28 protein-coding genes and 1 tRNA gene are annotated in these 25088 nt (G+C 68.5%); 16 read left to right on the forward strand and 13 right to left on the reverse strand.

What is annotated here, in order from left to right; all coding sequences use genetic code 11:
* Positions 1–22 precede the first annotated feature (22 nt).
* The 3 genes from rlmB (at position 23) to B0I32_RS57880 (ending at position 1599) form a co-directional block, all read left to right on the forward strand.
* Positions 23–991, forward strand: a complete 969-nt coding sequence (rlmB, locus tag B0I32_RS26070; RefSeq protein WP_106244169.1) for a 23S rRNA (guanosine(2251)-2'-O)-methyltransferase RlmB — start codon at positions 23–25, stop codon at positions 989–991.
* A 20-nt stretch (positions 992–1011) separates the two neighbouring features.
* Positions 1012–1084: transfer RNA gene (locus B0I32_RS26075), tRNA-Thr, on the forward strand.
* A 158-nt stretch (positions 1085–1242) separates the two neighbouring features.
* Entirely contained in the window at positions 1243–1599 is a 357-nt protein-coding gene (locus tag B0I32_RS57880) for a group II intron maturase-specific domain-containing protein (protein WP_281262620.1), read from the forward strand.
* 185 nt (positions 1600–1784) lie between these two features.
* On the opposite strand, the gene B0I32_RS26085 is transcribed toward B0I32_RS57880, so the two are convergent.
* Together B0I32_RS26085 and B0I32_RS26090 are read right to left on the reverse strand one after the other, a co-directional pair.
* On the reverse strand, positions 1785–2597 hold the full coding sequence (locus B0I32_RS26085; protein WP_181307785.1) for a transporter substrate-binding domain-containing protein: 813 nt from the start codon (positions 2595–2597) through the stop codon (positions 1785–1787).
* 5 nt (positions 2598–2602) lie between these two features.
* Complete coding sequence (locus B0I32_RS26090; RefSeq protein WP_245956025.1) at positions 2603–3595, reverse strand: serine/threonine-protein kinase; 993 nt, start codon at positions 3593–3595, stop codon at positions 2603–2605.
* A 360-nt stretch (positions 3596–3955) separates the two neighbouring features.
* Here B0I32_RS26090 and B0I32_RS26095 point away from each other — a divergent pair, with 360 nt between their 5' ends.
* Complete coding sequence (locus tag B0I32_RS26095; protein WP_106244178.1) at positions 3956–4504, forward strand: hypothetical protein; 549 nt, start codon at positions 3956–3958, stop codon at positions 4502–4504.
* A 16-nt stretch (positions 4505–4520) separates the two neighbouring features.
* Here B0I32_RS26095 and B0I32_RS26100 read toward each other — a convergent pair whose 3' ends face one another.
* Entirely contained in the window at positions 4521–4778 is a 258-nt protein-coding gene (locus B0I32_RS26100; protein ID WP_106244180.1) for a hypothetical protein, read from the reverse strand.
* A 582-nt stretch (positions 4779–5360) separates the two neighbouring features.
* Between B0I32_RS26100 and B0I32_RS26110 the strand changes: the two genes are divergently transcribed.
* Positions 5361–5591 carry a DUF433 domain-containing protein gene (locus B0I32_RS26110; RefSeq protein WP_106244182.1) on the forward strand — a complete coding sequence of 77 codons (231 nt, stop codon included), beginning with the start codon at positions 5361–5363 and terminating at the stop codon, positions 5589–5591.
* Complete coding sequence (locus B0I32_RS61720) at positions 5588–5803, forward strand: DUF5615 family PIN-like protein (RefSeq protein ID WP_181307787.1); 216 nt, start codon at positions 5588–5590, stop codon at positions 5801–5803. The genes B0I32_RS26110 and B0I32_RS61720 overlap by 4 nt, the downstream gene beginning before the upstream one ends.
* 496 nt (positions 5804–6299) lie before the next feature.
* Here B0I32_RS61720 and B0I32_RS26115 read toward each other — a convergent pair whose 3' ends face one another.
* Positions 6300–7181: a DUF418 domain-containing protein gene (locus B0I32_RS26115; RefSeq protein WP_106244185.1), complete on the reverse strand. Its 882-nt coding sequence runs from the start codon at positions 7179–7181 to the stop codon at positions 6300–6302.
* Between the two features lie 615 nt (positions 7182–7796).
* On the opposite strand from B0I32_RS26115, the gene B0I32_RS26120 reads away from it, so the two are divergent.
* Positions 7797–8474, forward strand: coding sequence for a 2'-5' RNA ligase family protein (locus B0I32_RS26120; RefSeq protein ID WP_181307789.1), 678 nt, complete (start codon positions 7797–7799; stop codon positions 8472–8474).
* Between the two features lie 164 nt (positions 8475–8638).
* Here the strand turns inward: B0I32_RS26120 and B0I32_RS26125 are convergent, their stop codons facing one another.
* Positions 8639–9220 (reverse strand): TetR/AcrR family transcriptional regulator, encoded by a 582-nt coding sequence (locus B0I32_RS26125; protein ID WP_106244191.1) that lies wholly within the window; start codon positions 9218–9220, stop codon positions 8639–8641.
* Between the two features lie 203 nt (positions 9221–9423).
* On the opposite strand from B0I32_RS26125, the gene B0I32_RS26130 reads away from it, so the two are divergent.
* The 3 genes from B0I32_RS26130 to B0I32_RS26140 all read left to right on the forward strand — a co-directional run bounded on the left by B0I32_RS26130 (position 9424) and on the right by B0I32_RS26140 (position 12240).
* Entirely contained in the window at positions 9424–9891 is a 468-nt protein-coding gene (locus B0I32_RS26130) for a hypothetical protein (RefSeq protein WP_106244194.1), read from the forward strand.
* A 107-nt stretch (positions 9892–9998) separates the two neighbouring features.
* Positions 9999–11549 carry an alpha/beta fold hydrolase gene (locus B0I32_RS26135; RefSeq protein WP_219912016.1) on the forward strand — a complete coding sequence of 517 codons (1551 nt, stop codon included), beginning with the start codon at positions 9999–10001 and terminating at the stop codon, positions 11547–11549.
* 112 nt (positions 11550–11661) lie between these two features.
* Positions 11662–12240: a dihydrofolate reductase family protein gene (locus B0I32_RS26140; RefSeq protein ID WP_106244196.1), complete on the forward strand. Its 579-nt coding sequence runs from the start codon at positions 11662–11664 to the stop codon at positions 12238–12240.
* Here B0I32_RS26140 and B0I32_RS26145 read toward each other — a convergent pair.
* Both B0I32_RS26145 and B0I32_RS26150 read right to left on the reverse strand, forming a co-directional pair.
* Positions 12222–12932: a helix-turn-helix domain-containing protein gene (locus B0I32_RS26145; RefSeq protein WP_106244198.1), complete on the reverse strand. Its 711-nt coding sequence runs from the start codon at positions 12930–12932 to the stop codon at positions 12222–12224. The two genes, B0I32_RS26140 and B0I32_RS26145, sit on opposite strands and share 19 nt — an antisense overlap.
* A gap of 78 nt (positions 12933–13010) precedes the next feature.
* The gene (locus B0I32_RS26150) at positions 13011–14360 is read right to left on the reverse strand and encodes a carotenoid oxygenase family protein (RefSeq protein WP_106244200.1); all 1350 of its coding nucleotides are present in this window, start codon (positions 14358–14360) and stop codon (positions 13011–13013) included.
* 289 nt (positions 14361–14649) lie between these two features.
* Here B0I32_RS26150 and B0I32_RS26155 point away from each other — a divergent pair, with 289 nt between their 5' ends.
* The gene (locus B0I32_RS26155; RefSeq protein WP_106244202.1) at positions 14650–15042 is read left to right on the forward strand and encodes an ester cyclase; all 393 of its coding nucleotides are present in this window, start codon (positions 14650–14652) and stop codon (positions 15040–15042) included.
* 34 nt (positions 15043–15076) lie between these two features.
* Here the strand turns inward: B0I32_RS26155 and B0I32_RS26160 are convergent, their stop codons facing one another.
* The 3 genes from B0I32_RS26160 to B0I32_RS26170 all read right to left on the reverse strand — a co-directional run bounded on the left by B0I32_RS26160 (position 15077) and on the right by B0I32_RS26170 (position 18622).
* Positions 15077–16327, reverse strand: a complete 1251-nt coding sequence (locus tag B0I32_RS26160) for an MFS transporter (RefSeq protein ID WP_245956026.1) — start codon at positions 16325–16327, stop codon at positions 15077–15079.
* Between the two features lie 311 nt (positions 16328–16638).
* Positions 16639–17370 (reverse strand): SDR family oxidoreductase, encoded by a 732-nt coding sequence (locus B0I32_RS26165; RefSeq protein ID WP_106244207.1) that lies wholly within the window; start codon positions 17368–17370, stop codon positions 16639–16641.
* A 136-nt stretch (positions 17371–17506) separates the two neighbouring features.
* Positions 17507–18622, reverse strand: coding sequence for an NAD(P)/FAD-dependent oxidoreductase (locus B0I32_RS26170; protein WP_106244209.1), 1116 nt, complete (start codon positions 18620–18622; stop codon positions 17507–17509).
* A gap of 83 nt (positions 18623–18705) precedes the next feature.
* Between B0I32_RS26170 and B0I32_RS26175 the strand changes: the two genes are divergently transcribed.
* Positions 18706–19584, forward strand: coding sequence for a hypothetical protein (locus tag B0I32_RS26175; RefSeq protein WP_106244212.1), 879 nt, complete (start codon positions 18706–18708; stop codon positions 19582–19584).
* Here the strand turns inward: B0I32_RS26175 and B0I32_RS26180 are convergent.
* Positions 19563–20540, reverse strand: a complete 978-nt coding sequence (locus tag B0I32_RS26180; RefSeq protein WP_106244215.1) for a helix-turn-helix transcriptional regulator — start codon at positions 20538–20540, stop codon at positions 19563–19565. The two genes, B0I32_RS26175 and B0I32_RS26180, sit on opposite strands and share 22 nt — an antisense overlap.
* 116 nt (positions 20541–20656) lie before the next feature.
* On the opposite strand from B0I32_RS26180, the gene B0I32_RS26185 reads away from it, so the two are divergent.
* Positions 20657–21052, forward strand: coding sequence for a RidA family protein (locus tag B0I32_RS26185; RefSeq protein ID WP_106244390.1), 396 nt, complete (start codon positions 20657–20659; stop codon positions 21050–21052).
* 104 nt (positions 21053–21156) lie between these two features.
* On the opposite strand, the gene B0I32_RS26190 is transcribed toward B0I32_RS26185, so the two are convergent.
* Positions 21157–21717 (reverse strand): DUF4352 domain-containing protein, encoded by a 561-nt coding sequence (locus tag B0I32_RS26190; RefSeq protein WP_106244217.1) that lies wholly within the window; start codon positions 21715–21717, stop codon positions 21157–21159.
* A 235-nt stretch (positions 21718–21952) separates the two neighbouring features.
* Between B0I32_RS26190 and B0I32_RS26195 the strand changes: the two genes are divergently transcribed.
* From B0I32_RS26195 to B0I32_RS26205, 3 genes are all read left to right on the forward strand, one after another.
* Positions 21953–22579, forward strand: a complete 627-nt coding sequence (locus tag B0I32_RS26195; RefSeq protein ID WP_106244220.1) for a chloramphenicol phosphotransferase CPT family protein — start codon at positions 21953–21955, stop codon at positions 22577–22579.
* A gap of 90 nt (positions 22580–22669) precedes the next feature.
* The gene (locus B0I32_RS26200; RefSeq protein ID WP_146178325.1) at positions 22670–23350 is read left to right on the forward strand and encodes a hypothetical protein; all 681 of its coding nucleotides are present in this window, start codon (positions 22670–22672) and stop codon (positions 23348–23350) included.
* Positions 23351–23489: 139 nt separating this feature from the next.
* On the forward strand, positions 23490–24719 hold the full coding sequence (locus tag B0I32_RS26205) for a glycoside hydrolase family 16 protein (protein ID WP_106244225.1): 1230 nt from the start codon (positions 23490–23492) through the stop codon (positions 24717–24719).
* A gap of 119 nt (positions 24720–24838) precedes the next feature.
* Here B0I32_RS26205 and B0I32_RS26210 read toward each other — a convergent pair whose 3' ends face one another.
* Positions 24839–25084, reverse strand: a complete 246-nt coding sequence (locus B0I32_RS26210) for a hypothetical protein (protein ID WP_106244227.1) — start codon at positions 25082–25084, stop codon at positions 24839–24841.
* Positions 25085–25088 lie beyond the last annotated feature (4 nt).

Consider the following 25088-nt stretch of genomic DNA (forward strand, 5'->3'; position numbering starts at 1 on the left):
GCGACCCGAGTACCCTTATTGCATGGCAGCTGGGGGTAGATCGTCGGGCAGGCCCGCGAAGAAGAAGGGCCCGGCCAAGGGCACCGGTGGGCAGAAGCGCCGGTCGCTTGAGGGCCGCGGCGCGACTCCGCCTGCCGAGATGCGTCACTGGTACAAGGACAAGGCCCGCGACGAGCGCATCGCCCGCGAAGAACGCGGCGGCGGCGGTGCGCGCCGCCCCGCACCCGCCAGGCAGCGCCGCTCGGAAGACGCCCCCGAATACATCGGCGGCCGCAACCCGGTGCTGGAGGCGCTGCAGGCGGGGGTGCCGTGCAACGCCCTCTACGTGGCGCAGCGCATCGACAACGACGATCGCGTACGCGACTCCATCAAGATCGCGGCCGAACGCGGCGTCGCCCTGCTCGAAGTCACCCGCGACAAGCTCGACCGCCTGACCGAGGGCGCCGTCCACCAGGGCGTGGCCCTGCAGATCCCCGCCTACGACTACGCGCACCCGTCGGAGCTGGTGGAGCTCGCCCACGACGCCGGCGAGGCGCCCCTCATCATCGCCCTCGACTCGGTCACCGACCCCCGCAACCTGGGCGCCATCGCCCGCTCCGCCACCGCCTTCGGCGCCCACGGCCTGCTCATCCCGTCCCGCCGCTCAGCCGGCGTCACGGGCGGCGCCTGGAAGACCTCCGCCGGCACCCTGGCCAACCTCCGCGTCGCCCGCGCCGCCAACCTCACCACGGCCCTACGCGAATACCGCGAAGCCGGCCTCTTCGTCATCGGCCTCGACGGCGCCGGCCAGACCGACATCGGCGACGTCGACCTCCTGACCGAGCCCCTGGTCGTCGTCGTGGGCTCAGAAGGCAAGGGCCTGTCCCGCCTGGTCCGCGAACACTGCGACGTGGTGACCCGCATCCCGATCCACGCCGCCACGGAATCCCTGAACGCGGGGGTGGCGGCTGGGGTGGCGCTGTACGAGGTCGCTCGTCACAGGCGCCTCTAGCGTCTACACTGGTAGGCCGTGCCGACGTAGCTCAATCGGCAGAGCATCTGTCTTGTAAACAGAAGGTCAGGGGTTCGATTCCCCTCGTCGGCTCTGATGCGAAAGCCCCTGAACAGGCGTTATGCCGTCAGGGGCTTTCTATTTGTCAGGACAATTTCGAGATCTTGCTAACACCCTTGCTAGCAGCGGTGGCTCGCGGGTGGAGCCAGTGGTATCTCTACACCTTCGTCTCACACGCGGCCATTCGCTCCGTGCACGCGAAGGTCCGTGCCTTGACGCCCAGAACGTCACAACACGACCTGGCCAAACTGCTACGGAGAATCAACCAGATCACCCACGGCTGGGCGGCCTACTTCCAGCACGCCGTGGCCCAGCGCACCTTCGACAGCCTGGACCACTTCACCTGGTGCAGGCTGATCCGGATGCTCACGGTTCGGCACCGCTGGAAGTGGAGGGACATCCGCCGCCGCTACGTCATGCCCAACGGGCAATGGCAACCCATTACGGCAGGCGGGATCGAGTGGAACCGGACAGCGGCCATCGCGATCACACGACACCGCTACCGAGGCAACACGATCAGCAACCCCTGGGTCCCCGGAACCACCTGACGGCAGAAACCGTGGAGAGCCCGTTGCGTTGAAAGGCGCACAGCGGGTTCGGCGAGCGGCATGAGGAAACGGACCGAGAGTAATCCCGACACCGCGCCTCATGCCGACTCAAGCTGCCGCGCCGCTTCCGGTGCTCGGTAAAGACCCCACTACCACCACTCCTTGATCACGACTCGATACGTGCCTTAAGGGGTGCTGCGGATGATTCGGGCCGCGGTGACGGCGCCGTCCTGCAGACCTCGATCGGCGAGCATCTCGCCGTACTCGCCGTTCTTGATCAGTGTGTTGAGCGCCTTCACGATCGCGTCGCGTAGCGCGGGTTTGGCGCTGTCGACGGCCATGACGAGGGGGACGTCCTCGGTCAGATCGGCTTTCGAGAGGTGGAGCTCGCCCTTGGAGTTCCGCGCGCGGTCGACGGCCCATGGAAGGCTGGTGACATATGCGTCCAACCTGCCGTTTCTCCTGGCCGGCTTGATGGAATTCGGGCCGCACTTTTCGTAACTCGTCTTCCCCACCAGGTCCTCGTAGCTGCTCATCGAGAGGCTCATGCCGCAGAGGTCGGCTTTGGAGCGGATGCGCTGAGCGGTCTTCCACGTGGCGTAGACCGCGAATCCGATGTCGAAGTAGTGGATGAGGGCGAGTTTCTGCCCGGCGGAGAATGTGCCCGTGCTCGGCAGGGCCACATCGAACTGCTCGGTCTCCAGCACCCCGTCGATCATCTGGCTTGGCGTCGAGACGCTGACGATCTCTACCTTCAGGCCGAGCCGGTCACCGATGGCGAGGGCCAGGTCCGGGTCGAGGCCGGTCGGGTTGGCGCGGTGAGTACCGTCATCATCGGAATAGATTCCCGGCTGGTCCACGGCGGTGCCATCGTATACAGCGACTTTGAGAGTGCCGGGTCGCAAGAGGCCGAGCTTGTTCTGGGCAGCGGGTTTGTGATCGCCGGTCGATGCTTTCTGCGAATTGTTCACGAAGTAGATCGTGGTCGCGGCCAGCACCGTGGTCAGTACTGCGGCTCCGGCGGCGAGCCAGGCGCGCTTACGGCGGGGCGAGCGAGGAGGTGTGGACGGGGGGTGAACGTCCGGTTCCGTGCCGCCGGGTGGCGTGGGCCGGTCCGGTTCAGTAGCAAGCTAGTCCGGGCCGTGCTACCATCCGCGATGGCGGCCAGCATCGCGTCGAGCCGCTCGGCCGTGGGTTGCGCCGCCGGATCGGCTACGAGGAGCTCCCGCAGCACGGGGGCCAGAGCGCCGGCCCGGACCGGTGGTGGCACCACGCCGTCGATGACCGCCGCCATGGTGGCCAGTGCGGTCGGCCGGCGCATGGGGTTGTGGCCCTCTACGCAGACGTACAGCATGATGCCCAGTGACCACAGATCCGAGGCGGGGACGTCGTCCCGGCCTCGGATGCGTTCTGGGGCGAGATACTCGGGCGTGCCGATGAGCTCGCCGGTCGCGGTCAGCGGCACGGACCGGGCCGCGGTGTCGGCGGAGCCGATCCGCTGGAGGGCGGCGATGCCGAAGTCGGTGAGAACCGCGCTGCCGTCAGGGCGCAGCAGCACGTCGGCGGGCTTCACGTTACGATGGCAGATTCCTGCGGCGTGCGCGGTACGTAGCGCGGAAAGGACCTGGCGGCCGATGCCGGCGGCCTCCTGTGGTTCCAGCCGCGTCCTTTCCTCCAGCCGGTCTGCCAGGCTGCCGCCGGGCACCAGTTCCATCACCAGCCAGGGGTAGGAACCCGCACCCTCCTCAACGATGTGATGAATGGTCACCAGGTGCGGATCGCTGATCCGCGCCAGCGCGCGGGCCTCCCGCAGCACCCGGGAAGACTCCGCGTCCTGGACGAGCTCAGGAGCCAGGGGACTGACCTGCTTGACCGCGACCTCGCGATGCAGCGCCAGGTCACGCGCCCGCCACACGGTGCCCATCCCGCCGCTGCCCAGCCGCTCCACCAACTCGAAGCGTCCGTCAAGGACGTGCCCGCCAGCGCCATCGATCACACTCGCAGGCTAACGCTTCTTGATGTTGTCGACAGCAACTGAGAATTTCTCGTGCGCCCAGCTGAGCAGGAGGTGAAGCCGTGACGTATCGGTGGATCTTGTAGTTCGTAAGGCGAAGCTGGCGGCGTCGTTCCTCGGCCTGCCTCTTTGCGGGACGAGGGAGTGCCGAGCCTCTTGCAATCGGTGTGAAGGTCATGGACGCGGTGAAGATCTGGGTGCAGCCGTTAAGGACGCTCCGGCGTATAGGCATTGATCGGCAGGTCCAAGGGCGCTCGTTGGCCGGCTTTGCCTCGCGGAATATACGCGGCATGCTCTTCCTGGTAGCGGACAAGCTGACGTCGCGGCCGGTACCGTGCCCAGGTGCTCACCATCCGGATGAACGAGGCGGCGGCATCCGCGCTTCGACCGCTGCCAACCGTCGATCTGCCGCCCGCCGTTCCCAGCCTGAGCCAGAGTCTCCGAGACAAGGTCACCCGGGGGCTCACCTACAACGAGGGCGCCTGGATATTCACCGAGCACGTCGGCCAATGGGTGGGCGCGCCGGCTTCTGCTTCGGCGGCGATCGCCAAGATGGGCTGGCAGGATCTGTCTGGCTATGAGTGGAACGTCAACGCCTTCCACCTGGAGGACTACGCGCCGGTACAGGTGGAGAACCTTGATGGGCAGCCGCAGATCGGCCGCGAAGATCAGGTTCTGGCGCTCCGACTCGGCCTCGCCGTAGCCGACGGCGTGTTCGCTCTCATCCGAGCGTTGCCGGAGCCGGTGCCCGTCCGATGCGTCATCAGCGCGAACGACACCTGCGTCGTGTTCCGCTTCCACCAGATCCGCCCCGGGGACGAGTGGATCGACGGGATGCTGAGGGATCTGGACCATCCCGAGATGATTGTCGTTGCCGACCACCATCCTTGATCACCTGGCGATGTACTCACCCAGGAGCTTCGCCGCATCCTCCGGATCGGAGGTCGGGTGCCGCTGCTCCGGCGCTCTGCCAGGAGTAGTAGGCCCCGCCGTACCCGACGAACACCCACACCGGTATCCCCGGCTTCCGCTTGTGCACCATGAGGGCAGTGTTGTTGTCGCGCAGCTCGGCGTTGAGGCCGAGGTGTGTGAGCTCGTCGCGCAGCCGGACGAGTATGTCGCCCTCTTCCTGAGTCGGCGGGAAACCGGCTATCGCAGACCGCATGATCTCATCGTTTCGCGACCCGCTCTGACAGGGAAAGCCCGGGTAGGCCGAGGGATTCGGTACCTGGGCTTTGGTCCTTCCTCAGGCTGTCGATCTTTGCGTGCCGTTAGATTCATGATCGCCTGTTGGAACCAGCGGTACGGGGCGTGATTCAAATCTTGATGACGGTGACCCGCACATCGCACAGTGCGGCAAGGTCCTCGGGATCGGAGGTGAGGACCGTGACGGGGCCTGGGGCAGCGAGGGCGGTGGCGCTGAGTATGGCATCGGTGGCGTACTTATGCTCATTGTCGGTGGTTGCGCATCGGCGAGAGCTGAGTGCTCTCGTGCCTTTCTCTTCAGGGTGGGACCGTCTGGCACGGTCACTCAGGACCGGTCTCAGTCCCAGGTCAACGCTCCTACGAGCCAAGATCCCTGCATTTTCCGCCCAAGCTGACAGCGCAGATTCGGTTTCCCGTCGCCCGCTCCAGGTGCAACACCGCCGTCATGATGGCGTCGAGAGTGAACAGATGTCCCCCTGCGCGGTATCTCGGTCGCTCTTGCCTGGCCGACCTGGCAGTATCAGCAGGGGAGGATGACACCATGAACTTCGATCGGATCACCGTCGAGCCTGACAAGATCGAAGGCAAGCCCGCCGTCCGTGGTTTGCGCATCACGGTGGAGACGGTGGTACGACTCGTCGCCGGCGGATGGACCTTCGACGAGATCCTCTTGGACTACCCGGACTTGGAGCGGGAGGACATCAAGCAGGCGCTCGAGTACGCAGCAGCGTCAACGAATGTCCACTTCTACCGTCTCCGCGAGCCAGCGTGAACTTCCTGGTCGATGAGAATCTCTCACCCCGTGTCGCAGAGCTGCTGGCCAAGGCTGGTCACGATGCGGTCCACGTACGCGATCTCCAGGCAACGAGCGCGCCCGACACCACTATCATGCAACTCGCTGCCGCGGACGGTCGAACATCATTTCCGCCGACACCGACTTCGGCGCGCTCCTGGCCCACGCCCGCGCGACTGAACCCTCCGTAATCCTCGTGCGAGAGCTGGTGGAGCTTCGTCCACCCGACCTGGTCAACATCATCTTGGCCAACCTCGAGTTCTCGAACAGCACCTGCACACAGGCGCAATCGCGGCCTTCACCAGCTCGGGCATCCGTGTCCGGGCGCTCCCTTTGCGCTGAAGTCGAGACGAATGGCTCCGCGGAGATTTCGACGGCGTGCCGCCTTCGCCTTTGCTTCAGTGAACCGGGCTTTGTGCGTGGTCCAGCCGTACCTGCCGCAGGCACGCGGAGTCGACTCCCTACGTTGATGATCACGCTCGTGCCGGTACGACAGACCCTGATGGTGCTGTGCCGGGGCTGGTCACTTGGTGCCCGCGGTTCAGCGGGCCGGTTGATCGATGAAAGGCACCACCGGCATGTCGCCTCAGGATGCCCACCGGTCTGGATGTCTCGCCGACAGCGTCCCTGGACGTCTGGGTATACCGAGTCGGACGGGGGTTGCCCAAAGCGTCGGAACATCACCGCTCATGACGTCCTGGCCCGGGCGAGGGGTGGGCGGTGGGTCCAGGTGGCCCAGCGCCAGAGCCACTCGATGGGGCCTTGACGGTAGTGGCGCAGCCAGAGGGTGCAGAACAGCCACTGGGTTGTGAGGATGGCTCCTGCGGTCCAGTATGCCGTCGTCAGGGACTGTCCGATCGGCAGGCCGAGGATGTGGTCGGCGGCCAGGACGAGGAGTGTGGCGGTCAGGTAATTGGTCAGCGCCATCTGGCCCAGTGGTGCGAAGAGGAATCGCAAGGCTGGTCGTAGCGGGGTTCTGAGCAGGAGTAGCAGGCCGCACACGTACACACCGACGAGCAGTAGGTCGGCCAGGCTGGACAGGGAAGACAGGTGCGTCGTGGCACCCGCGGCCCGCATGCCGGCCTGTGCCCACAGGGTGCAGGCCAGGCTCGCCGCGAAGAGCAGGCCCAGCAGGAGCGGGCCTCTGGTGGACCGGTCGAACTGCTCGATCACGCCGTAGCGGACCAGTGCCGAGCCCAGTAGGAACAGTCCGGCGATCAGCAGGGGCCCGCCGCCGCCGAAGATCAGCGCCGTCGGGATGAGTGCGGCGGCGAGGCCGGCCATGGCCCAGCGCGGCAGCCAGGTCGAGGGCAGCAGGATCACCAGGCCGACGACGGCGTAGTCGGTCAGGATCTCGCCCGGCCACAGCAGCATGTGCACGAGGCCGATCGCGAGCAGCGTTCCGAGTCGGCGTAACAGGACCAGCCGGGGGCGGGGGACGCGGCGCGCGGCGGAGTCCAGCAGCAGCGCGAAGCCGATGCCGAACAGCAGGGAGAAGATCGGCAGGCCGAGCCAGGGGTCCCAGTCGCCCATCGGCTGCACCACGACGGCGGAGGTGCCGGTGGCCATGAGTTGGATGTTCGCGAGCAGGATCTCGCACAGTGCGAAGCCGCGTAGTACGTCGAGTGCGATGATTCGTGGCCGGCCCGAGGAGTGTGCGCCGCTGTCGGGCAGGTCGGACGCGGGCGCAGCGGGGTGGCGCTGGTCGGATGCGGATGCGGATGCGGATGCAGTGGGCTGGGGCTGGTCGGACGTGGGTGCAGTGGGCTGAGGCTGGTCGGATGCGGATGCGGATGCGGATGCGGATGCGGCTGCCGATGCGGGTGCGGTGGGCTGGGGCTGGTCGGGGGCGTGCGTGGTGGGCTGGGGGTGGCCGGTCGCGCGCGTGGCGGAATGAGGTGGCTGGGGGGAGTCGGTGGGTCCGGCGTGCGGGAGACGGTGGCCGGGATGGCCGGTTCGCCCCTGGGGAGGCGACCCGTGGGGGAGTTCTTCGGGTGGCATGGGGCCTCATCCTGCAAGCCCGCCCGGCGGGACGGCACCAGCCGAAAGCAGGGTCCGCAGCGCGCGAGATCATACTTTCGGGTGGTCAGCCGGTCCGGGTCCTGGCGTCGATCGTCGGCGGCCGAGCCCTTGGTGACGGCAAGCTTGAGGCGAACGTCGCTCTCCAGATTCGAGGTGAGCCGGATGACCGGACGCGACATGGACGAGGTCCGCTCCCACTGGTGGCCGCGGGAAGGGTGGTGGCCGGGGCGGCTGGTCTACACGTGGCACCTGACCTTCGAGGGCGCGCCGCAGCTCCATCGCCTCGCCGAGCGGTACCAGCAGGCGCTGGCGGTGGTCGGCGGACACGACCCGGTGCCGGTCCAGTGGCTGCACCTCACCGTGCAGAGCGTCGGGTGGGTGGACGAGGTCTCCGAGGAGAGGCTTGAGCAGGTCACCCAGGCTGTGGCCGTACGGCTGGGCCGGCTCGCGCCGGTGGAACTCACCTTCGACCGGCCGGCTGTCAGAAGCGAGAGTGTCGCGTGGGAAGTCACACCGGCGGAGCCGCTGCGCGAGATCTGGCGTGAGATCAGGAACGGCATCGCCGAGGTGGCAGGGGAAGTTCCGATGGCGGCCGAGCAGGCTGGAGGGCTGCATCCGCATGTGAGCCTGACCTACATGAATACGTCAGGGCCGGCTGAGCCCTACGTGGAGGCGCTGGGTGGCGTCGATGCGGAGCCGGTTCGGGTGAACGTCGATCGTGTCACGTTGATCGTCCAGAACCGGGTTCTTGAACCGGAGTGGGTGTATCGGTGGAGCACGCACGCGGTCGTACCGCTGGGTGCCGACGATGGTCGTCGGCACGTTGCTCGGTCCACTTGAGGTCACGTCAGGTACAGCCTCGGTGAAGTACCGGCGGACGGTTCAACGGCATTCGGCTCGGGTCCGTGATCGGTGGGGGCGCCGGGTGGTTCCTGCCACGCTGGGCCGCTGCAGATCTTATGGATGTCGTGTTCGCGGGACCGTCTGCGCTGCGGTCCATCGCACTATTGCGTGAAGGGCAACGCGTCCGTGGCGAATGTCAGCGCCTCGACTTCCCGTGCGAGAGCGGACTCTGCGAGGGGCAGCGCTCGCCACAGCGCGAGGCCGTTCACGACGCAAAGCAAGAAGTGCGCTCTGGCGGTGTTGTCGCCTTCCTCGAGTGCTCCTTGCTTGACGAGCACCGAGAGCCACGTTTCGACGCGGCGCGCCGCTTGTTCGTCGAACGCGGCGTAGGTGCCGCGGACGTCGTCGGGGGCGTCGGGGCTGATGTAGTTACGGAAGATGTCGCCCCATCGCGCCCGAGCCTCGTCTCCGATGCCGATGGCGGCGACGAGTCTGCCCAGGTTGTCGATGAGGCGTTGTCGCGCTGGTAGTGCCGTGTCGTGGATGCGATCGTCGGGCATCGCCGACTCGTACATCGACGCGAGGACGGCGTCGAGCAGGACGCGTTGTGTCGGGAAGTGATGGCGCAGCGTGCCCATGCCGACGCCTGCCCGTGCGGCTACCGCGCGCACCGTCAGCTGCTGCCCGTTGCCCTCTTCCAGCATCGACGTGGCCGCGTCCAGGATCTTGCGTCGCGTGCTCATGGCCCCTCCAGCGTCCTGCGAATCGACGTGACAACAAGCTAGCACGCTGTGCTAGTCTCGCTTCTAGCACAGCGTGCTAGTCGTGGAGTCGGCGAGCGTCCCTCAGGGGCCCTGGGCGCTGAAAGCTTCCTGCCCGCATTCCTGCTTCCCCTCCACTCGCAGCCGCCGAGTGGCGATTCGCGCACCTCAAAAGGAGAGACATCATGATCGAGACCCTGCAGACCTTCATCCAGTCCTTCCCGGGCTGGCTGCAATGGTTCGCGGTCTTCCTGGTCGCCACCATCCCGTTCGTCGAGTCGTACGCCGGGACGCTCATCGGCGTGGCGATCGGCCTGCATCCCGCAGTCGCGGTGAGTGCCGCGATCTCAGGGAACGCCGCGGCCGTCGTGCTCATCGTCGTGATTTCGAGCCGGATCCGGCAACGTGTCCGGTCGGCGCCGAAGACGGAGACACCTTCTCGCGGACGCGAGCGCGTCAGCCGTCTGTTCCAGCGATTCGGGATTCCAGGTGTCGCGCTCATCGGTCACCCGACGCAGATCTCGTCCGCGGCGATGGTCGGTTTCGGCGCGAACCGCACCAAGGTCCTCGCCTGGGAGCTGGTGTCAGTGGTCGTCTGGGGGCTCGCCGTCGCCGTCCTCGGCGGACTCGGCATCGAGGTACTCGCACACTAGCGCCGCACCGTCGATCGGTTGGTCGACGACAAGCGCGAACCTCGGCGGCTCCGCCGTGTTCATCACCCACGTCTCGGACAAGTCCTGCTGACGAAGGAAACGCACTCATGCTCAGAAAGCACAAGCTCGCCGCCGCGCTCATCCCGGCAGTACTGATGATGTCCTCCTGCACTACGGCGCCCGCATCCGACACATCAGGGACAGCGACCGAGCTGAGCCGCTTCTACGACCAGGAGCTGCGGTTCGGGTCCTGCGAGGACTACGCCGTCACCGAACTGCAGGAGAAGACGTTCGCCGCCGTCACCCGCGCCGAGTGCGCGCGCCTGACGGTCCCCATCGACTACGACCACCCCGACGACGGCACCACGGAGCTGGCCGTGACGCGGATGGCCGCCGGCGGAGCCGCGAAAGGCTCGGTGGTCGTCAATTCCGGCGGCCCCGGCGGCTCTGGACAACTACAGGCCGTCATCGCCGCCGGCGGTCTGAAGAACACCCCCATAACGGAGCAGTACGACATCGTCGGCGTCGACCCTCGTGGCGTGTCAGCATCGTCCCCGGCCATCGACTGCATCTCCGACGAGCAGACCGACAAGACCGGGTTCGTCTTCCCCGCCGGCGTCGTCCAGGGCTCCTGGACGGCGGCGGACACCAGGAGATTCGCCGACGAGTGCGTCAAGCGCACCGGCACCGAGCAGTTCCTGGCCGAGGTCGGCACTCCGAACGTCGCGCGCGATATGGACATCCTCCGAGCGGTCCTCGGCGACGAGAAGCTGACCTACATCGGGCAGAGTTACGGGACCCGGCTCGGCGCCGTGTACGCCGAGATGTTTCCGTCGAAGGTGCGTGCCCTCGTCCTCGACGGCGCTCAGGACCCCACCCTGCAGAGCGCGGATCGGAAGGTCACTCAATACGCCGGGTTCCAACGCTCCTTCGACCTGATGGCCGACGCCTGCACCCGGCAGCCGGACTGCGTCCTCGGGCAGGACCGCGGACGGGCGCTGCGGCGGTTCCACGACATCGTCCGCCCGCTCATCGACACACCCGCCACAACCAGCAGCGGCCGGCCCGTGGACTACAACACGGCGATCGGCGCCGTCATCGGCGGGCTCTACCAATCCACGACCTGGCCCGCCGTGCAGGCCGGCATCGCGGAACTGACGCAAGGAAAGGGTGACACTCTGCTCGCGCTCAGCGACGGGTTCGCCGAACGCGGCACCGACGGGGTCTGGTCCAACTACCTCGAGGCGAACGTGGTCATCAATTGCATGGACGAGCAGCGCCGTACCCCCGAGCAGGAAGAGCGACTGCGCGCGCGGATCTGGAAGGAAGCCCCGTTCCTGGACCCGGGAGGGAGCGTCAAGGGAGCCCGCGACGGCTGCGAATCCATGCCGGGCAGCACCGAACTGTCCTACCCGTATGCGCAGAACATCACTGGTCTGCCCGCCACCCTCACCATTTCCATCACGGGCGACCCCACCACCCCGTACGAGGGCGGCGTCACCCTCGCCAACACCCTCAACGGCGCGCTGCTCACGGTGAAGGGCGAACAGCACACCGTGGCCATGCGCGGCGCGAACGCCTGTGTCAACGACATCGTCAGCGACTACATCGTCGACCTCAAGACTCCCGGCGAGGGCGCCACCTGCACCCTCGGCTGACCGGTGTTCGGATACGCGTTTCGGACCCGCTGTCGTTTCCGTTCAAGACAGCCACCGCGGCCGTGCTCTAGCGTGAGCCCGGCAATTCGCCCGAGCACGAGGAGACGGCACAGTGCGTAAATTGGTCTACACCGGTTTCATGTCGCTCGACGGCATCGTGGACTCGCCTGGCGGCGGGCCGGGGGAAGAGCATCGCAGCGGCGGGTGGGTGGTCAAGGACCTCGAGTTCGTCCCCGAAGCCTGGTCGTTGAAGGGTGAGGAGCTCGCCGACACGACGGCGCTGATGTTCGGCCGTCGCAGTTACGAGTCGTTCGCGCCGCTCTGGCCCGGCTCGGAGGACCACGCCGACTACAAGGAGCTGCCCAAGTACGTGGTGTCGACCACGCTGTCCGACGACGCCATCGTCGACGGATGGGGGCCGACCACGATCCTGCGCTCGACCGAGGACGTCGCGGCGCTCAAGGAAAGTGAGGGCGGTGCCGTCTACATCCACGGGAGCGCGGAGCTGGCCCGGCGGCTGTCGGACGCGGGGCTGATCGACCAGTACAACCTGCTGGTCTTTCCCGTGCTGCTCGGCGCCGGGAAGAGCCTGTTCGGCCGGGCCGACCGGGACAAGCACATGCTGACCCTGCGGGAGTCGGAGAGCTACTCGAACGGGATCCTGAAGCTGGTCTACGACGTCAGGCGCTGATCCAGGTCGAGGCCGATCGCGCCGCCGGCGCCCTCGCGCAGCTGCCTGACGGTGCGTCCGACGTAGGAGCGCAAGGCCCGGGCCAGGTGCGGCTCGTCGCAGTAGCCGAGTTTGCCGACGACGTCGGCGGCTGGATCGCCGGCGGCCAGGAGTCGCGCCGCCGTGCGGGCCCGCTCGATCTGGCGGACCGCGCCCCGCGTCAGTCCGGTCGCGGCGCGGAACCGGCGTTCGACCGTGCGCCCCGAGAGGGATGGGTGGTGACCCCGCAGTACCTCGACGCAGAGCGGGTCACGGACCACGATCCCGGCCCGGACGAGACGTTCGACCAGGGCTTCGGCGTCGTCAGGGCCGGGCGTCTCCCACCGCGCGCCGTCCAGGCGGAACGTGCGGCGCGTGGTGTCGGGCAGCACGATGCCCCCGTCGACCAGCGCCGACATGGGCATGGCCCGTAACGAGGTGCCCACGGCGAAGTCGATGCCGGTGAAGGTCGCGCCCTCCGGCACCGGCGCCGTGCCGGTCCGGGTCTCGGGACCGGTGATGGTCGTGTACGCCTGGCCGGCCTGTTTCCAGAACACCAGGCCCCAGCGCACCCCTGCGACGGACGTCATTGTCGTGACCTGCTCGCTCGTGCATGTCCACACGGTGTCGACCCACGCCGAGTCCGACTCACGCGTCTTGAACCGCAGTTTCACGGGCGAATGATACGTCGCTTCGCGTTCTTGATGGTTTGCCGCGCTATGCGGCTTCGCGCTTCGGCTACCCCCCGGCGCTCAGGTCGGGAGCCAGTTGCCGTGGAAGCCGGCCGGGATGCGTACCGGGACGTGTACTTCGGCGAGCGGCGGCGCGGCGAGGTCGGTGGCGTCCAGGATGGCCAGGTAGCTCGTGCCGGTGCCGCGGTCGTGGGCGAACGTCATCAGGTAGCCCGCGTTCTCGCCGGTCCCGGCCCGGGGTACGAAGACGGCCTCGCCGCAGGTGTGGCCTGGTGGGAAGCGGTGCACCGCCCGTTCGCCGCCGCTGATGAGGTCGTAGGCGTAGATCTCCGAACGTTCCGGCTCGGCGTTCAGGGAGAAGCTGGTCGTGTAGCCGTAGCGGTGCGGGAGCCCGAGGGTCGAGTCGGCCACGCGGGGGTATTCGCTGGGGGCGTCGTCGAGCGGTTCCTCGGTGACCGTGCCCGAGCGCAGGTGCAGTGTCCAGCGGTACGCGATCGGGAGCCCGCCCTCCAGGTCGTCGGCGCCGGCGCGCCAGAGCGTGGGGACGCGGGTGCCGGTGACGGTGATCGTGTCGCCCGCCGGGTCCTCGTACGCGTTCATGGTGTGCCACACGTAGCACGGTTCGACGTCGAACCAGCGTACGGGCGCGTCGTCGCCGGCCGTGCGCGCCAGCACGCCGAACCGGGCGCGGTGCGCGTCGTCCCAGCGCCACGGCGGTCCGCCCGCCGCGGCCTGGGCGGCGTCGAAGACGACCGGAAGGTCCATGAAGAGCACGTGGTGGCGGGTGATGGCGAAGTCGTGCATCATCGTCGCCCGCGGCACGTCCACGGTCCGTGTCTGCACCACCTCGCCGGTGGGCGAGGCGCGGTAGCAGGTCAGGTACGGCGGGCGCAGCTGGTAGCCGAAGAACAGCAGCTCACCCGTGCTCGGGCAGGTCTTCGGGTGCGCGGTCATCGGGGTGCGCAGGGCTCCGTCGAACGTGTACGCCCCGACCGTGGCGAGATCCGGCGTCACCTCGTACGGGAAACCGCCCTCCTCCAGGGCGAAGAGCCGGCCCGCGTGCGCGATCAGGTGGGTGTTGGCCGTGGTGACCCGGTAGTCGATCCGCCTGGTCTCCTGGTCGAAGGCGAGGGCGAAGCGGGACTGGCCGGGGTGCTCGTACAGGGGCGTGCGTACGTACCGGTTGCGGTACCAGCGCGCCCTGCCGCCGTCCAGCGCGATGGTGTGGATCATGCCGTCGCCCGCGAACGAGTGCGGCGACCAGCCGGTACGCGGGTTGGGCCCGTTGCGGAAGAACTGCCCGCTCAGCTCGGCCGGGATCTCGCCGACGACCTTGGACGGCTCCAGGGACACCTCGTCGGCGACCGGCGCGTTGTTGCCCGCGAGATGCAGCGGCACCGTTTCGGACATGTGGGGACTCCCGTCGGTATGTGTGGGGGGTCAGACGCCGACAACCGTGCACGAGAAGATGCGCGGACAACAGTCTTGTTCTTCCTGCCTGCCTCAGCCGGTCGGAATGAGCCCAGGTGAGGGCGATACCAGAAATATCCGTACCGGCCGCCTCGACCGGGCTACCCGATTTGCGACCGATCGGTACAGAAGTGCTACAGTCGATTTCTAGACCGATCGGTGCGGAAGTCGCCTGGATGCGGGCGAAGACCTTCGCGAAGCCGGTGGTACGACCAGAGAGGACGATCCTGTGACCGACAACGACCTGCGCGCCTGGTACATGCGATACGCGGCGGCGCTGAACGCCCACGAGTTCGACGGCATGGACGAGTTCATCAACGACGAGGTCCTGCTCGGCGGCGTGCCCGGGACCCGTGACGACGTCGTCGACACCCTGAAGGGGATCGTCGACGCCGTCCCGGACATCCACTGGGAGGTCGAGGAACTGCTGCTCGACCGCGACGGGATCGCGGTCCGCGCGATCAACACCGGCACACCCGCCAAGGACTGGCTCGGCGTCCCGCCGACCGGCGCCTCGTTCAAGATCGTCGAGTACGCCATCTACAAGGTCAGGGACGGCCGCTTCGTCCACATGACGAACCTGCACGACTCGGCCGAGATGCGGCGGCAACTCACGACCTGAACCCGGACGACCGATCGGGTCGTACAGCGTCGCCTCAGGCCGGGGCGATCTCCCCGGTGAAGCCGCGCAACTCCCGGCTGACCGCCGCCGCGGCGGCGGTCGCGCCGAGTAGCCCACCCAGGACGACGAGCGCCGCCGCGCCGCCCAGCGCCGCGGCCAGCGTTCCGCCGAGAACCGGGCCGAAGGGCTTGAGCGCCATGCCGCCCATGCTCAGCACCGCGCCCATCCGGCCGAGCATCTCGTCCGGCACCATCCGGGCGATCACCACGTTCAGCACCACATTGAGCGAGGGGGTCGACAGCGTGATGAACACCAAGGGGACCATCGGCCACCACGCCCCCCACGGCAGCGCGGTGGCCGCCAGGGCGGCACCGAAGATCGTCAGGACGGCGAGCAGCAGGATACCGGGCGGCAGCAGCCTGCTGATGCGGCCCGACAGCAGGGCGCCGGCCAGCCCGCCGATGCCGAGGGCGGCCAGAACCGTGCCGGTGGTGAGCGCGCCGCCGCCGCGTTCGCCGACCAGCACGATGAGCGGTATCAGGAAGGCTCCACCCAGGAGGTTGAGGACCATCATCGCCGCGGTGACCTCCCGCAGGCCCCGGCGACGCCACAGCCAGGTGATGGCCTCAGCCGCCTCCCGGTGTACACCACGCCGGCGCTCCTCACCGTCCGCTCGTGCGGACGTTCGTGACTGGTTCGCCGGACGGCGCGGCACCTTCGCCAGGGCGTAGAAAAGCGCGGCGGCGGCCAAGGTGACGGTCTCGGCGAGGAAGGGCACCGCACGCCCGAGGGTGTACAGCAGGCCGCCGAGCGGAGGGCCGATCAGGCCGGCGGCATGCGTGCGGGACTCCTCCTGGGCGTAGGCGCTGTGCAGCTGACTCGCGGGGACGATCCCGCGGATGGCCGTGTCTCGGACCGGCTCGATGAAGGCGGCGCACAGCGCGTCGAGTACCGCCAGCGTGACGAAGTGCCAGATCTGTACCTGGCCGGTGAGGATCAGCACGGCCAGCAGCGCTGAGACGCCCGCCTGGAGGATCTGGGCGATCATCAGCGTACGGCGGCGGTCCCACCGATCCACCCAGACGCCGGCCGGCATCTGGACCAGCAGGAGAGCGACCATGCGGGCACCGGCGACGACGCCCGCCAGGCCGGGCGAGCCGGTGAGCGCGAGCACCAGCAGCGGCATGGCCAGTCTGGTGAACTCCGACCCCAGCCTCGACGCCGCGCCGCCGATCCACACCATCTGAAAACGCACGTTCCTGCGCAGGGGGACAATGCCGGTCACGGACCATCTTCCTCGAAAAGGGGTGCCATCTCTGGCTTTAGGCGCCGTTCCGGAAGAGGCAGGGCTTCAGGCTTTCGGGCAGGCGCGCAACGGGACCCGCAGAAGCTACTCAGCGGACATGACGCTGTCTACCGAATATCGTCGATGGGGTAAGCAATCTCGCAGGATGTCCGCTGACCGCTGACCGCTGACCGCTGTCGGGCTCGTCGGCGATGATGCCGGCGAACGAGAGCGTCCGCCGTCTTTCTGCTCGCTCCGTCGTCGGCGTCACCTGGTCGTGAACGAGTTCGAGTGCGGCGGCGCGTGCCCTGTCAGCTGGGTTCTTCGAAGTGGAACGCCTTGATGAAGCAGTCACGTGGTTGGCCGATCGCGAAGAGGATGCAGTTGATCAGGGATTCGCTGGTGAGCGGATTGTGGGGACCTCGTGACTTGGTGTGCCAGTCGGGCGTGAGCGGGTCCGCGTTGTCGAAGTCGGGCGGATAGAGGGAGATCACGCGTACCCCTTGCGGGCGGAGGCGCTTGGAGAGGATCTCGGTGAAGCCGGCCTGGGCGTTCTTCGCGCTGTAGAAGGCGGCGTGTGCGGTGGAGCGCGCGTGTCCCGGGAGCCCGGCGGTGGAGATCATGGTGATGATGTCGGGTTTGGCCGAGCGCAGGAGCAGGGGCAGGAAGTTCTTGGTGACCAGGACGGTGCCGGTGGCGCCGGAGGCCAGGGCGTCGATGACGTCGTCGTCGGAGGCGGCCAGGAGGTCTTCGCCTTCGACGTAGCGCGCCCCGTTGTTGACCAGGACGTCGATGTGGCCGGTCTGCGCGCCGACCTGGTGGGCGAAGTCGCGGATGGAGGCCGGGTCGGTCAGGTCGCAGGCGAAGGCGTACGCCTCTCCGGCGCCTCGGCCGCGGATGTCGTCCCGGGTGCGTTCGGCGGCCGCGAGCGTCCGGGCGGACAGGAAGACGGTGGCGCCGAGATCGGCCAGGGTGATGGCCAGGGCTCGTCCGAAGTCGCGTCCGGCCGCGGTGATGACGACGCTGTGATCGTCCAGTCTCATGTACGTTCCCTGCTCGTGGTCGGCGGCTCAGGTTATCCAGTCGCGGGGAGAGGTGTGTTGCCGGGCCGACCGGCGACTTCGCCGGGTCGACCTTGGGACGGGGACCGACGGTCGATGGCGGGCCTGTCGATGGTGGTTACGCAGGGAAGCGTTCTGGGCGGAAGTCCGCGAGTGACTCGGCTCTCTCGCCGTCGAGGATCTCCGTGGCCAGCAGGCGGCCGATGATGGGGCCGAGGGTGATGCCGCTGTGGGAGACGGCCTCGTAGTAGCCCGGCACGGACGGCACCGCGCCGACCGAGGGGTAGCCGTCGGCTGGGATGGGGCGTTCGGCCACGCGTGATTCGGTGATGCGGGAGTCGCCCAGGGCGGGTACGAGGTTCCGGGCCGATTCGTGGAGCAGCCGGGCGAGAGGCGACGGGTCTGCGCCTGCGTCGAGGTGGGCGTCCACCTCGACGCTGTGGAGGACCATCGTCGTGTCGCCGTCAGGGCGGAGGGCGAGGTGAGGGGCGTGGACCACCCGGTGGATCGGGGTTCGGGCGCAGGTGATTCGGGTGACGAGACCGGGTTCGTGGCGCATCGGGAGGTGGCGTCCGAGGAGGGCGGCGAGGTGGGCGGCGCCGGGGCCGGCCGCGTTCACGACGATGTCCACGTCGAGGCGGGTTCCGTCCGAGAGGGTGACGGTACGGACGCCGCCGTCGGAGCCGGTGTCGATGGCGGTAACCGCGGTGCCGAAGCGATGTTCCGCGACGGTCCGGCCGACCAGGCGGGTGACGAGGTGGCGTCCGTGCACCCAGGCTTCGTCCGGGTAGAGGACGGCGGCGACCTCGTCGGGCAGAGTGAGCGCGGGTTCGAGGTGGCGGCGTACCTCGGCGCCCGTGTGCACCTCGGCCCGGTAGCCGAGGCCGGTCAGCAGGCCGGCGGTTTTCAGGAGGTCCGCCTGCGCGGCAGGATCGTCCGTCCAGCGCAGGTGGCCGCTCGGATGCCACCACGGGTCGGGGCCGATGACGGTGGCGAGGTCGCGGTAGGCCGCCATGCCCGCGATGTTCAGGTCGAAGTACGACCTGCGCTCGGTCTTGTTGCCGGCGTTGACCCACGAGAAGGACCAGTCGGTGACGCCCTCGCCGGGGCGGCCCGCGTCGATGAGCGTCACCTGGGCGCCCTGCCGGGACAGGTGCCAGCCCACACAGGCTCCGATGACGCCCACACCGATGACGGCGACCCGGTACGGCCGCCGCACGGGCCCGATGGTCATGAACGCCCCTTCCCGCCATGGGTGGACTTCCGTTCCCAGTATGCGAGGGTGCGGAGGGCTCCGGTCATGGATGATCAGATCTTGTGCGAAAGGTGATCGTGTGTCTGGTGCTGGCCCTGTCCTCCTGCGGTGGAGGACCCTCGTCCGCGACCGATGCGTTCGAGGCGCGGGCTCGGGAGGTGGCGGAGCGCTGGCAGGGCTCGGCCGACGATCGCGCCTGGCGGGACGGGTTCGTCGCGCTGGAAGTGCTCAACCCGCACGGATGGAACCACGCACGCAGGGTTCCGGCCTGGGTGAACAGGAGCTCGCACAACGGCGCCTGGCGGCTGGCCACCGAACTGCCCACCGGCTCCCCGACGCGGGCCGACGTGCGATGGCCGGACGGCGAGGTCTCGCCGGTGCCGGTCGTCTCGGCGGCGCGGGCGTACGCGGAGTTCAGCGGACCGGCCGACCCCATCGAGGAGGAGTGCCCGGCCAAGGGATGCCGTCCGCTCCGGGTGACCGGCGCGGAGCTGGGCGAAGTCCCGTTGGAGACCAGCCGGGGCCGGATCCGGGTGCCGGCGTGGATGTTCACCGTCGAGGGCGTCGAGCAGAAGAAGGTGCACGTGGCCGTCGATCCCTCCGCCGTCACTCCCCGTCCTGAACGGACGCGGGGCGGTGAAGAAGAGGTGATGGCGTACGAGCTCGTCCCCGGCAAGCCGCGCGAGCTGCTGCTCCGCTACGGTTACGGCGCCTGCGACACCGTTCGCGGGCCGCGCGCGTACGAGACCGGCGACCTGGTGGTGGTCGACATGGACGAGCGGGACACCAGCTCCGGTGAGCCCTGCCTGCTGATCCGCAAAAGCGCCACGGCCACGGTCACACTCGCCCGGCCGCTCGGCGACCGTCTCGTGCTCGACCTCGGTACGGGGTTGCCGGTGCTCCGAGGTCTGAACGGGCGTTACGACGACGGCGGTTCGTAGCGGGTGACGATGGTGGTGGCGCGGGTGTGCAGGGAGTCGCGCAACCACTGCGGTGACAGGGCTTCCACGCTCGTCGAGAGCTGCCAGAGCGCCCATTCGGCGTGTCTCGGGTCCTGGAAGGTCACCTCCAGGCGCAGCCACCCGTCCGGTTCGGTCTCTTCCGCGAGTACGGCCAGCGCGGTGCCCACCAGGTCCTCCCGCCGCGCCGGGTGCAGCCGTACCAGCACGGTGACCTGGTCGCCGCCGGTGCGGAAGCGGGTACTGCGTTCCTGCCAGGCCTGGTCAAGGTCGACGCGGTCCGGTCGTTGCGCGGGCTCGGGGAGTGCTTCGGCGTCCAGGATGCGGGACAGCCGGTACGTACGGTCCGCGCCGGACCTCGTGGCCAGCAGGTAGCTGCGGTCGCGGACGGTGACCAGGCCGATCGGGTCCACCGTGCGCCACCGCGGCTCTTGGTCCGCGGCCGCGTAGTGGATGCGCAGCTTGTGCCCGGCCAGCACTGCGCGCAGAACTTCGGCCGCGATGGCACCGGGCGCGTCCTCGGCGGCCAGGCGGCGCGACAGCAGGTCGATCTCCGGGTCGATGAGCAGCCGCTCGGCCGCGCCGGCCGCGGTGTCGCGGTAGCTGTCGGGCAGCGCGTCGATCACCTTGAGCATCGCCGACGCCAGCGCCGAGCCGAGGCCGAACGCCTGCGCGCCGCGCCGCGATCCGGCGACCAGCAGGGCGAGGGCCTCGTCGTGGTTCAACCCGGTGAGCTCGGTACGGAAGCCGGGTAGCAACGCGAAACCGCCGTGCCGTCCGCGTTCGGCGTAGACCGGGACGCCCGCCGCGGACAGCGCCTCGATGTCGCGCAGCACCGTGCGGGTGGACACCTCCAGCTCGCGGGCCAGCGTCGCCGCTGACAGTCGGCCGTGCTGCCGCAGCAGCAGGACCAGCGAGACCAGCCGGTCGGCACGCATGGGGAAACTCTATTCGAATACACGACAAAGGATGTCGTGATTCTCCGGAAGGCTAATCCACGCACGCCGGAGGCTTACCGGGCCGATGGCGACGAACGAATGGAGTGGAGCAGATGATGGAACGGACGGCGGTCAACCCGTGGGCGTGGTCGGCGGACCTGGGGTACAACCAGGGTGAGCTCGTTTCGGGGCAGACCCGGACGTTGTACTGCGCGGGGCAGACCGCGATGAGCGGCGACGGCAAGCCCCAGCACGCCGAGGACATGGCGGGGCAACTGGCGCTGAGCCTCGACAACCTGGAGGCCGTGCTGGGGGAGGCGGACATGTCGCTCGCGAACCTGGTCCGGCTCAACGTCTACACCACCGACGTCGACCGGCTCTTCGAGCACTACGGCGTGCTGGCGGCGCGGCTGGGCTCGGCCGGGGTGGCGCCGGCCACCACGATGCTCGGGGTGACGCGGCTGGCGATCCCCGACCTGATGGTGGAACTCGAGGGCACCGCCGTCGCGTGACAGGGTGACGCACGCTCGCCGAGGTCCACGCCGAGCATGGGGTGGTGGTCGGGCCGTGTCTGCACGGTGCCTGGGCGACGGCGCCCCGATGACCGTGCCCGTCGTCAGAGTTTCACCTTGACGCCGTTCGAGAAGATCGAGTCGTGCAGTTCGATGGCGGCCGGGTCGGTGTTCTTCGGAATGTCGAACAGGACGACGCCCCGCACGGAATTACCCGGATTGATCTTCTCGTACAGGCTCTTGGAGTCCTGCAGGTAGATGGCCGCCTCCGCTGACGCCTCGAATTCCCGGCCCTTCGCGTCGTAGAGCTTCTGTGCCGATCCGCTAAAAGCCTGCGCCTCGTCGCCGATGTTCTCGACCGTGATGTACACGAGCAGGAACACGCCTTGGGCGTCCTTGCTGAGGAAGTCGCCACCGACCCTGGCGCGCTTGTCCATTTTGGTGACGGTGAACGAGAACTCGCCGTCGCGGACCGCGGTCCCGATACCCGCCTGCTTCTCCCGGGTCTTCTTCCGGGCGGTGGGCTCATCGGCGGGGTCGTCCGATTCGGCGATCCGCCCGGTGGTCACCCGCGAGGTGTCACCGGAGCTGCCGATCGCCGCGACGATGGCGGCGCAACCGCCGAACAGGAGGAGGACGAGCGCGCCGATGACGACGAGCACCACGGGGGCGCTGCTTCTCTTTCTGGGTGGCGGCGGAGGCGGATAGCCGTATCCGGACGGGTGAGTCTGGTAGGGCTGTGAGGGCGGCTGCTGTCCCTAGGGGTCGTGCCCGTATGGCTGCGTCATCGAAGCCTCTCCGTTCGGCGTTGCTGATTGGGACGTTCCAAACGGCGGTGTGGTTGGCGTGGACAGCGCGATTCCTGTGTCCACAAGCGGACACAGAGGAGAGGGTTGTGTCATGGGAAAAGATGGGAGTGGTGGGTTGCCGGCGGGTGACGGTCCTGGGCGGGTCGTCTTCTTGAACGGAACGTCGAGCGCGGGCAAGACCTCGCTGGCCCAGGCGATTCAGCAGGAGAGTGACACCCCCTACCTCTCCTGGGGCATCGACACCCTGTTCCAGCTCGTCCCGCCGAAGTGGGGTGGCGGGCTCGACGGGCCGCTCAGCCGGGTCGGGTTCTGGTACGACCGGACCGGCACGGACGACGACGGCACGCCTTTCGTGGTGGTGCGTTACGGGCCGGTCGGGCGGCGGATGCTGGAGTCGGGGTGTGTCGCGGCCGCCGCCTTCGCCCGTGGCGGTGACGACGTCGTCATCGACGAGATGTTGCTGACCCCCGACCTGCTGCCGGTGTGGCGGAAGGCGCTGGAAGGGCTGGACGTGCTGTGGGTCGGCGTGATGTGCCCGCTTCCGGTGGTCGAGGAGCGGGAGGCGGCGCGTCCGCGCGGGGTGAAGGGGCTCGGACGAGGGCATCTGCGTACGGTGCACGATCACGGTGCCGGATATGACATGACGGTCGACACCAGCACGGGGACTCCGGCTGAGCTGGCCAGGGCGGTGTTGCGGCGGCATCGGGGCCGACCGTGATGACTTTCCGGCCTTGATCGGGTTGCGGCTCGGGGGCGATCGTGATCGTTTTCCGGCGCTCGGGTACGTAAGCGCGAGACAATCGCTGTCGTGGCTTGGGAATGGGTGGCACCCGTCATCGTGGGCGGGGCCGGTGCGGTCGGCGTGTTCTTCACCTGGTTCGCGGGTGCGCAGGGTCGGGCGCACGCGGAGCGGATGGTCGGGGCGGCCAAGGACGAGGAGTTGCGGGTCTGGCGGCTCAAGGAGCGGCGGGACGCGTACCTGGAGATCCTGAAGGTCGTCGAGCTGGACCTGCGCCGCCGGCGCTACCAGCGGGACGGCGAGGATCGGAAGCTGGCCGAGCTGGAGCAGACCTGGCCCGAGAAGCTGCGCGCCCGGATGGGCGTCGAGGCGGTCGTCGGGGTGCAGGTCTTCGGCAGCGCCGGCCTGCGCGAGCTGGCCGAGAGCTGGCGGGCGGCGGCGGAGAAGGGCGACTACGCGACCATGGTCATCCTGGCCGAGCAGCTGCGCGGGCAGGTGCGGCGGGAGCTCGGGCCGCGTGAGGGCGACGGGACGTTGCCCGAGTCCGGGCCGGGAGAGGCTGAGGAGACGGGTTCTCCTCCGGTCGAGGCCGAGGCGACTCGTGCGCGCGAGGTGGACGCCGAGACGGCCAAGGCTCGCCCGGCCGCCACCGAAGCAGCTCTCCTGGCGGACACCAAGGCGGCCGGGGCTTCCGACGAGGTCGAGAAGGTGAAGGCCGCCGCGGGGGTTTCGGCCGAGGAGCAGGGCTGAAACGGCGGGCCGAAGACTGGAGGTTCGGCTCCGGGGAAATGTGCGCGAAATTCGAGAGAGCGCTCTCTTGACAGCACCACTCGACGTGCCGCAAGGTTTCGGTAAACTCACCCCCGTGCACCGGATGAGGTAACCCCCCATGGCACGCACCCCCCGTTCCAGAACGTTCTTAGCCATCGGCGCCGCTCTCGCCGCGGTCGCCGCGCTGGTCGTCCCCATGACCGGCACCGCCAGCGCCGCCCCCGCCCCCGGCCCGCTGGTCTGGTCCGACGAGTTCGACGGAGCCGCAGGCAGCGCGGTCGACCAGTCGAAGTGGCGCTTCGACACCGGCGGTGGCGGCTGGGGCAACAACGAGCACCAGTACTACACCGACACCACCCGCAACGCCGCCAAGGACGGCAACGGCAACCTGGTGATCACCGCCCGCCGCGAGAACCCGGCCAATTTCCCGTGCTGGTACGGCACCTGCCAGTACACCTCCGCCCGCCTGCTCACCCGCGACACCTTCACCCGCGCGTACGGGCGGTTCGAGGCGCGCATGAAGCTGCCGCGCGGGCAGGGCATCTGGCCGGCCTTCTGGATGCTCGGCGGCACGACCTGGCCCGACAACGGCGAGATCGACATCATGGAGAACATCGGCCGCGAGCCGAACACCGTCCACGGCACCATCCACGGCCCCGGCTACAGCGGGGGCGGCGGCATCGGCGCCGGCTACACCATCGGCTCCCCGTTCGCCGACGCCTTCCACACCTTCGCCGTCGACTGGTCGCCGAACCTCATCATCTGGTACGTGGACGGCAACGAGTACCAGCGCCGCACCCCGTCCGACCTGGGCGGCAACCGCTGGGTCTTCGACCACCCGTTCTTCATGATCATGAACCTGGCCGTCGGCGGCAACTGGCCCGGCTACCCCGACGGCAGCACCACGTTCCCGCAGACCCTGACCGTCGACTACGTCCGCGTCTACGCCCCGCCGACCACCGGCACCGGCGGCCGGATCAGCGGGTACGGTGGCAAGTGCGTGGACGTCGCCGGCGCCGCCACCGCCAACGGCACCCCCGTCCAGCTCTGGGACTGCAACGGCACCGGCGCGCAGAACTGGTCCTGGAACTCCGACGGCTCCGTCCGGGCGCTCGGCAAGTGCATGGACGTGACCGCCGCCGGCACCGCCAACGGCACCCCCATCCAGCTGTACGACTGCAACGGCACCAGCGCCCAACGCTGGACCTTCAACTCCGGCACCGGCCAGATCGTCAACCCGCAGTCCGGCCGATGCCTGGACGCGACCGGGCCGAGCTCGGCCAACGGCACCCGGCTGCAGATCTGGGACTGCGCGGGCAGCGACAACCAGCGGTGGGCGCGCTCCTGACGCCCCCGCCGTGACCGTCGATGGGCCCCGCGCGGACGGAACGGGGCCCATCGGCCATTCCGTAGATCCGTGGACGCCGACGAGAGAGCGCGTTCTCACCCGGAGATCCAGGGCCCCCGTCACAGCTCGCCGAGCTCGCCCAGGGGTTTCGTCCAGTAGCCGGCGTCGGTGAGGAAGCCGGACGGGTTGATGGCGATGTGCATGATGTCGTTGAACGTACGGAAATCTCGGTCGTCGCCGGGCTTCATCCGGCAGTGGTGAATCCGGGCGTACCAGTACTTCTGCTCCTCCTCGATCCGGGGGAGCAGCTCGACCCTGGTGAGGGTCCTGGCCTCTTCGACGGTGAGCCGCTGGAAACTCGGCATGCGA

It is taken from the genome of Nonomuraea fuscirosea, assembly GCF_003001935.1.
GTDB classification, from domain to species: domain Bacteria; phylum Actinomycetota; class Actinomycetes; order Streptosporangiales; family Streptosporangiaceae; genus Nonomuraea; species Nonomuraea fuscirosea.

Coding starts and splice junctions, on each gene's coding strand:
- B0I32_RS26185 (WP_106244390.1), top strand. CDS start 20,657: ATGGAACGGACGGCGGTCAACCCGTGGGCGTGGTCGGCGGACCTGGGG.
- B0I32_RS26165 (WP_106244207.1), bottom strand. CDS start 17,370: ATGAGACTGGACGATCACAGCGTCGTCATCACCGCGGCCGGACGCGAC.
- rlmB (WP_106244169.1), top strand. CDS start 23: ATGGCAGCTGGGGGTAGATCGTCGGGCAGGCCCGCGAAGAAGAAGGGC.
- B0I32_RS26180 (WP_106244215.1), bottom strand. CDS start 20,540: ATGCGTGCCGACCGGCTGGTCTCGCTGGTCCTGCTGCTGCGGCAGCAC.
- B0I32_RS26110 (WP_106244182.1), top strand. CDS start 5,361: ATGAACTTCGATCGGATCACCGTCGAGCCTGACAAGATCGAAGGCAAG.
- B0I32_RS26135 (WP_219912016.1), top strand. CDS start 9,999: ATGCTCAGAAAGCACAAGCTCGCCGCCGCGCTCATCCCGGCAGTACTG.
- B0I32_RS26120 (WP_181307789.1), top strand. CDS start 7,797: ATGACCGGACGCGACATGGACGAGGTCCGCTCCCACTGGTGGCCGCGG.
- B0I32_RS26170 (WP_106244209.1), bottom strand. CDS start 18,622: ATGACCATCGGGCCCGTGCGGCGGCCGTACCGGGTCGCCGTCATCGGT.
- B0I32_RS26100 (WP_106244180.1), bottom strand. CDS start 4,778: ATGCGGTCTGCGATAGCCGGTTTCCCGCCGACTCAGGAAGAGGGCGAC.
- B0I32_RS26130 (WP_106244194.1), top strand. CDS start 9,424: ATGATCGAGACCCTGCAGACCTTCATCCAGTCCTTCCCGGGCTGGCTG.
- B0I32_RS26115 (WP_106244185.1), bottom strand. CDS start 7,181: ATGGCCACCGGCACCTCCGCCGTCGTGGTGCAGCCGATGGGCGACTGG.
- B0I32_RS26205 (WP_106244225.1), top strand. CDS start 23,490: ATGGCACGCACCCCCCGTTCCAGAACGTTCTTAGCCATCGGCGCCGCT.
- B0I32_RS26125 (WP_106244191.1), bottom strand. CDS start 9,220: ATGAGCACGCGACGCAAGATCCTGGACGCGGCCACGTCGATGCTGGAA.
- B0I32_RS26150 (WP_106244200.1), bottom strand. CDS start 14,360: ATGTCCGAAACGGTGCCGCTGCATCTCGCGGGCAACAACGCGCCGGTC.
- B0I32_RS26195 (WP_106244220.1), top strand. CDS start 21,953: ATGGGAAAAGATGGGAGTGGTGGGTTGCCGGCGGGTGACGGTCCTGGG.
- B0I32_RS26210 (WP_106244227.1), bottom strand. CDS start 25,084: ATGCCGAGTTTCCAGCGGCTCACCGTCGAAGAGGCCAGGACCCTCACC.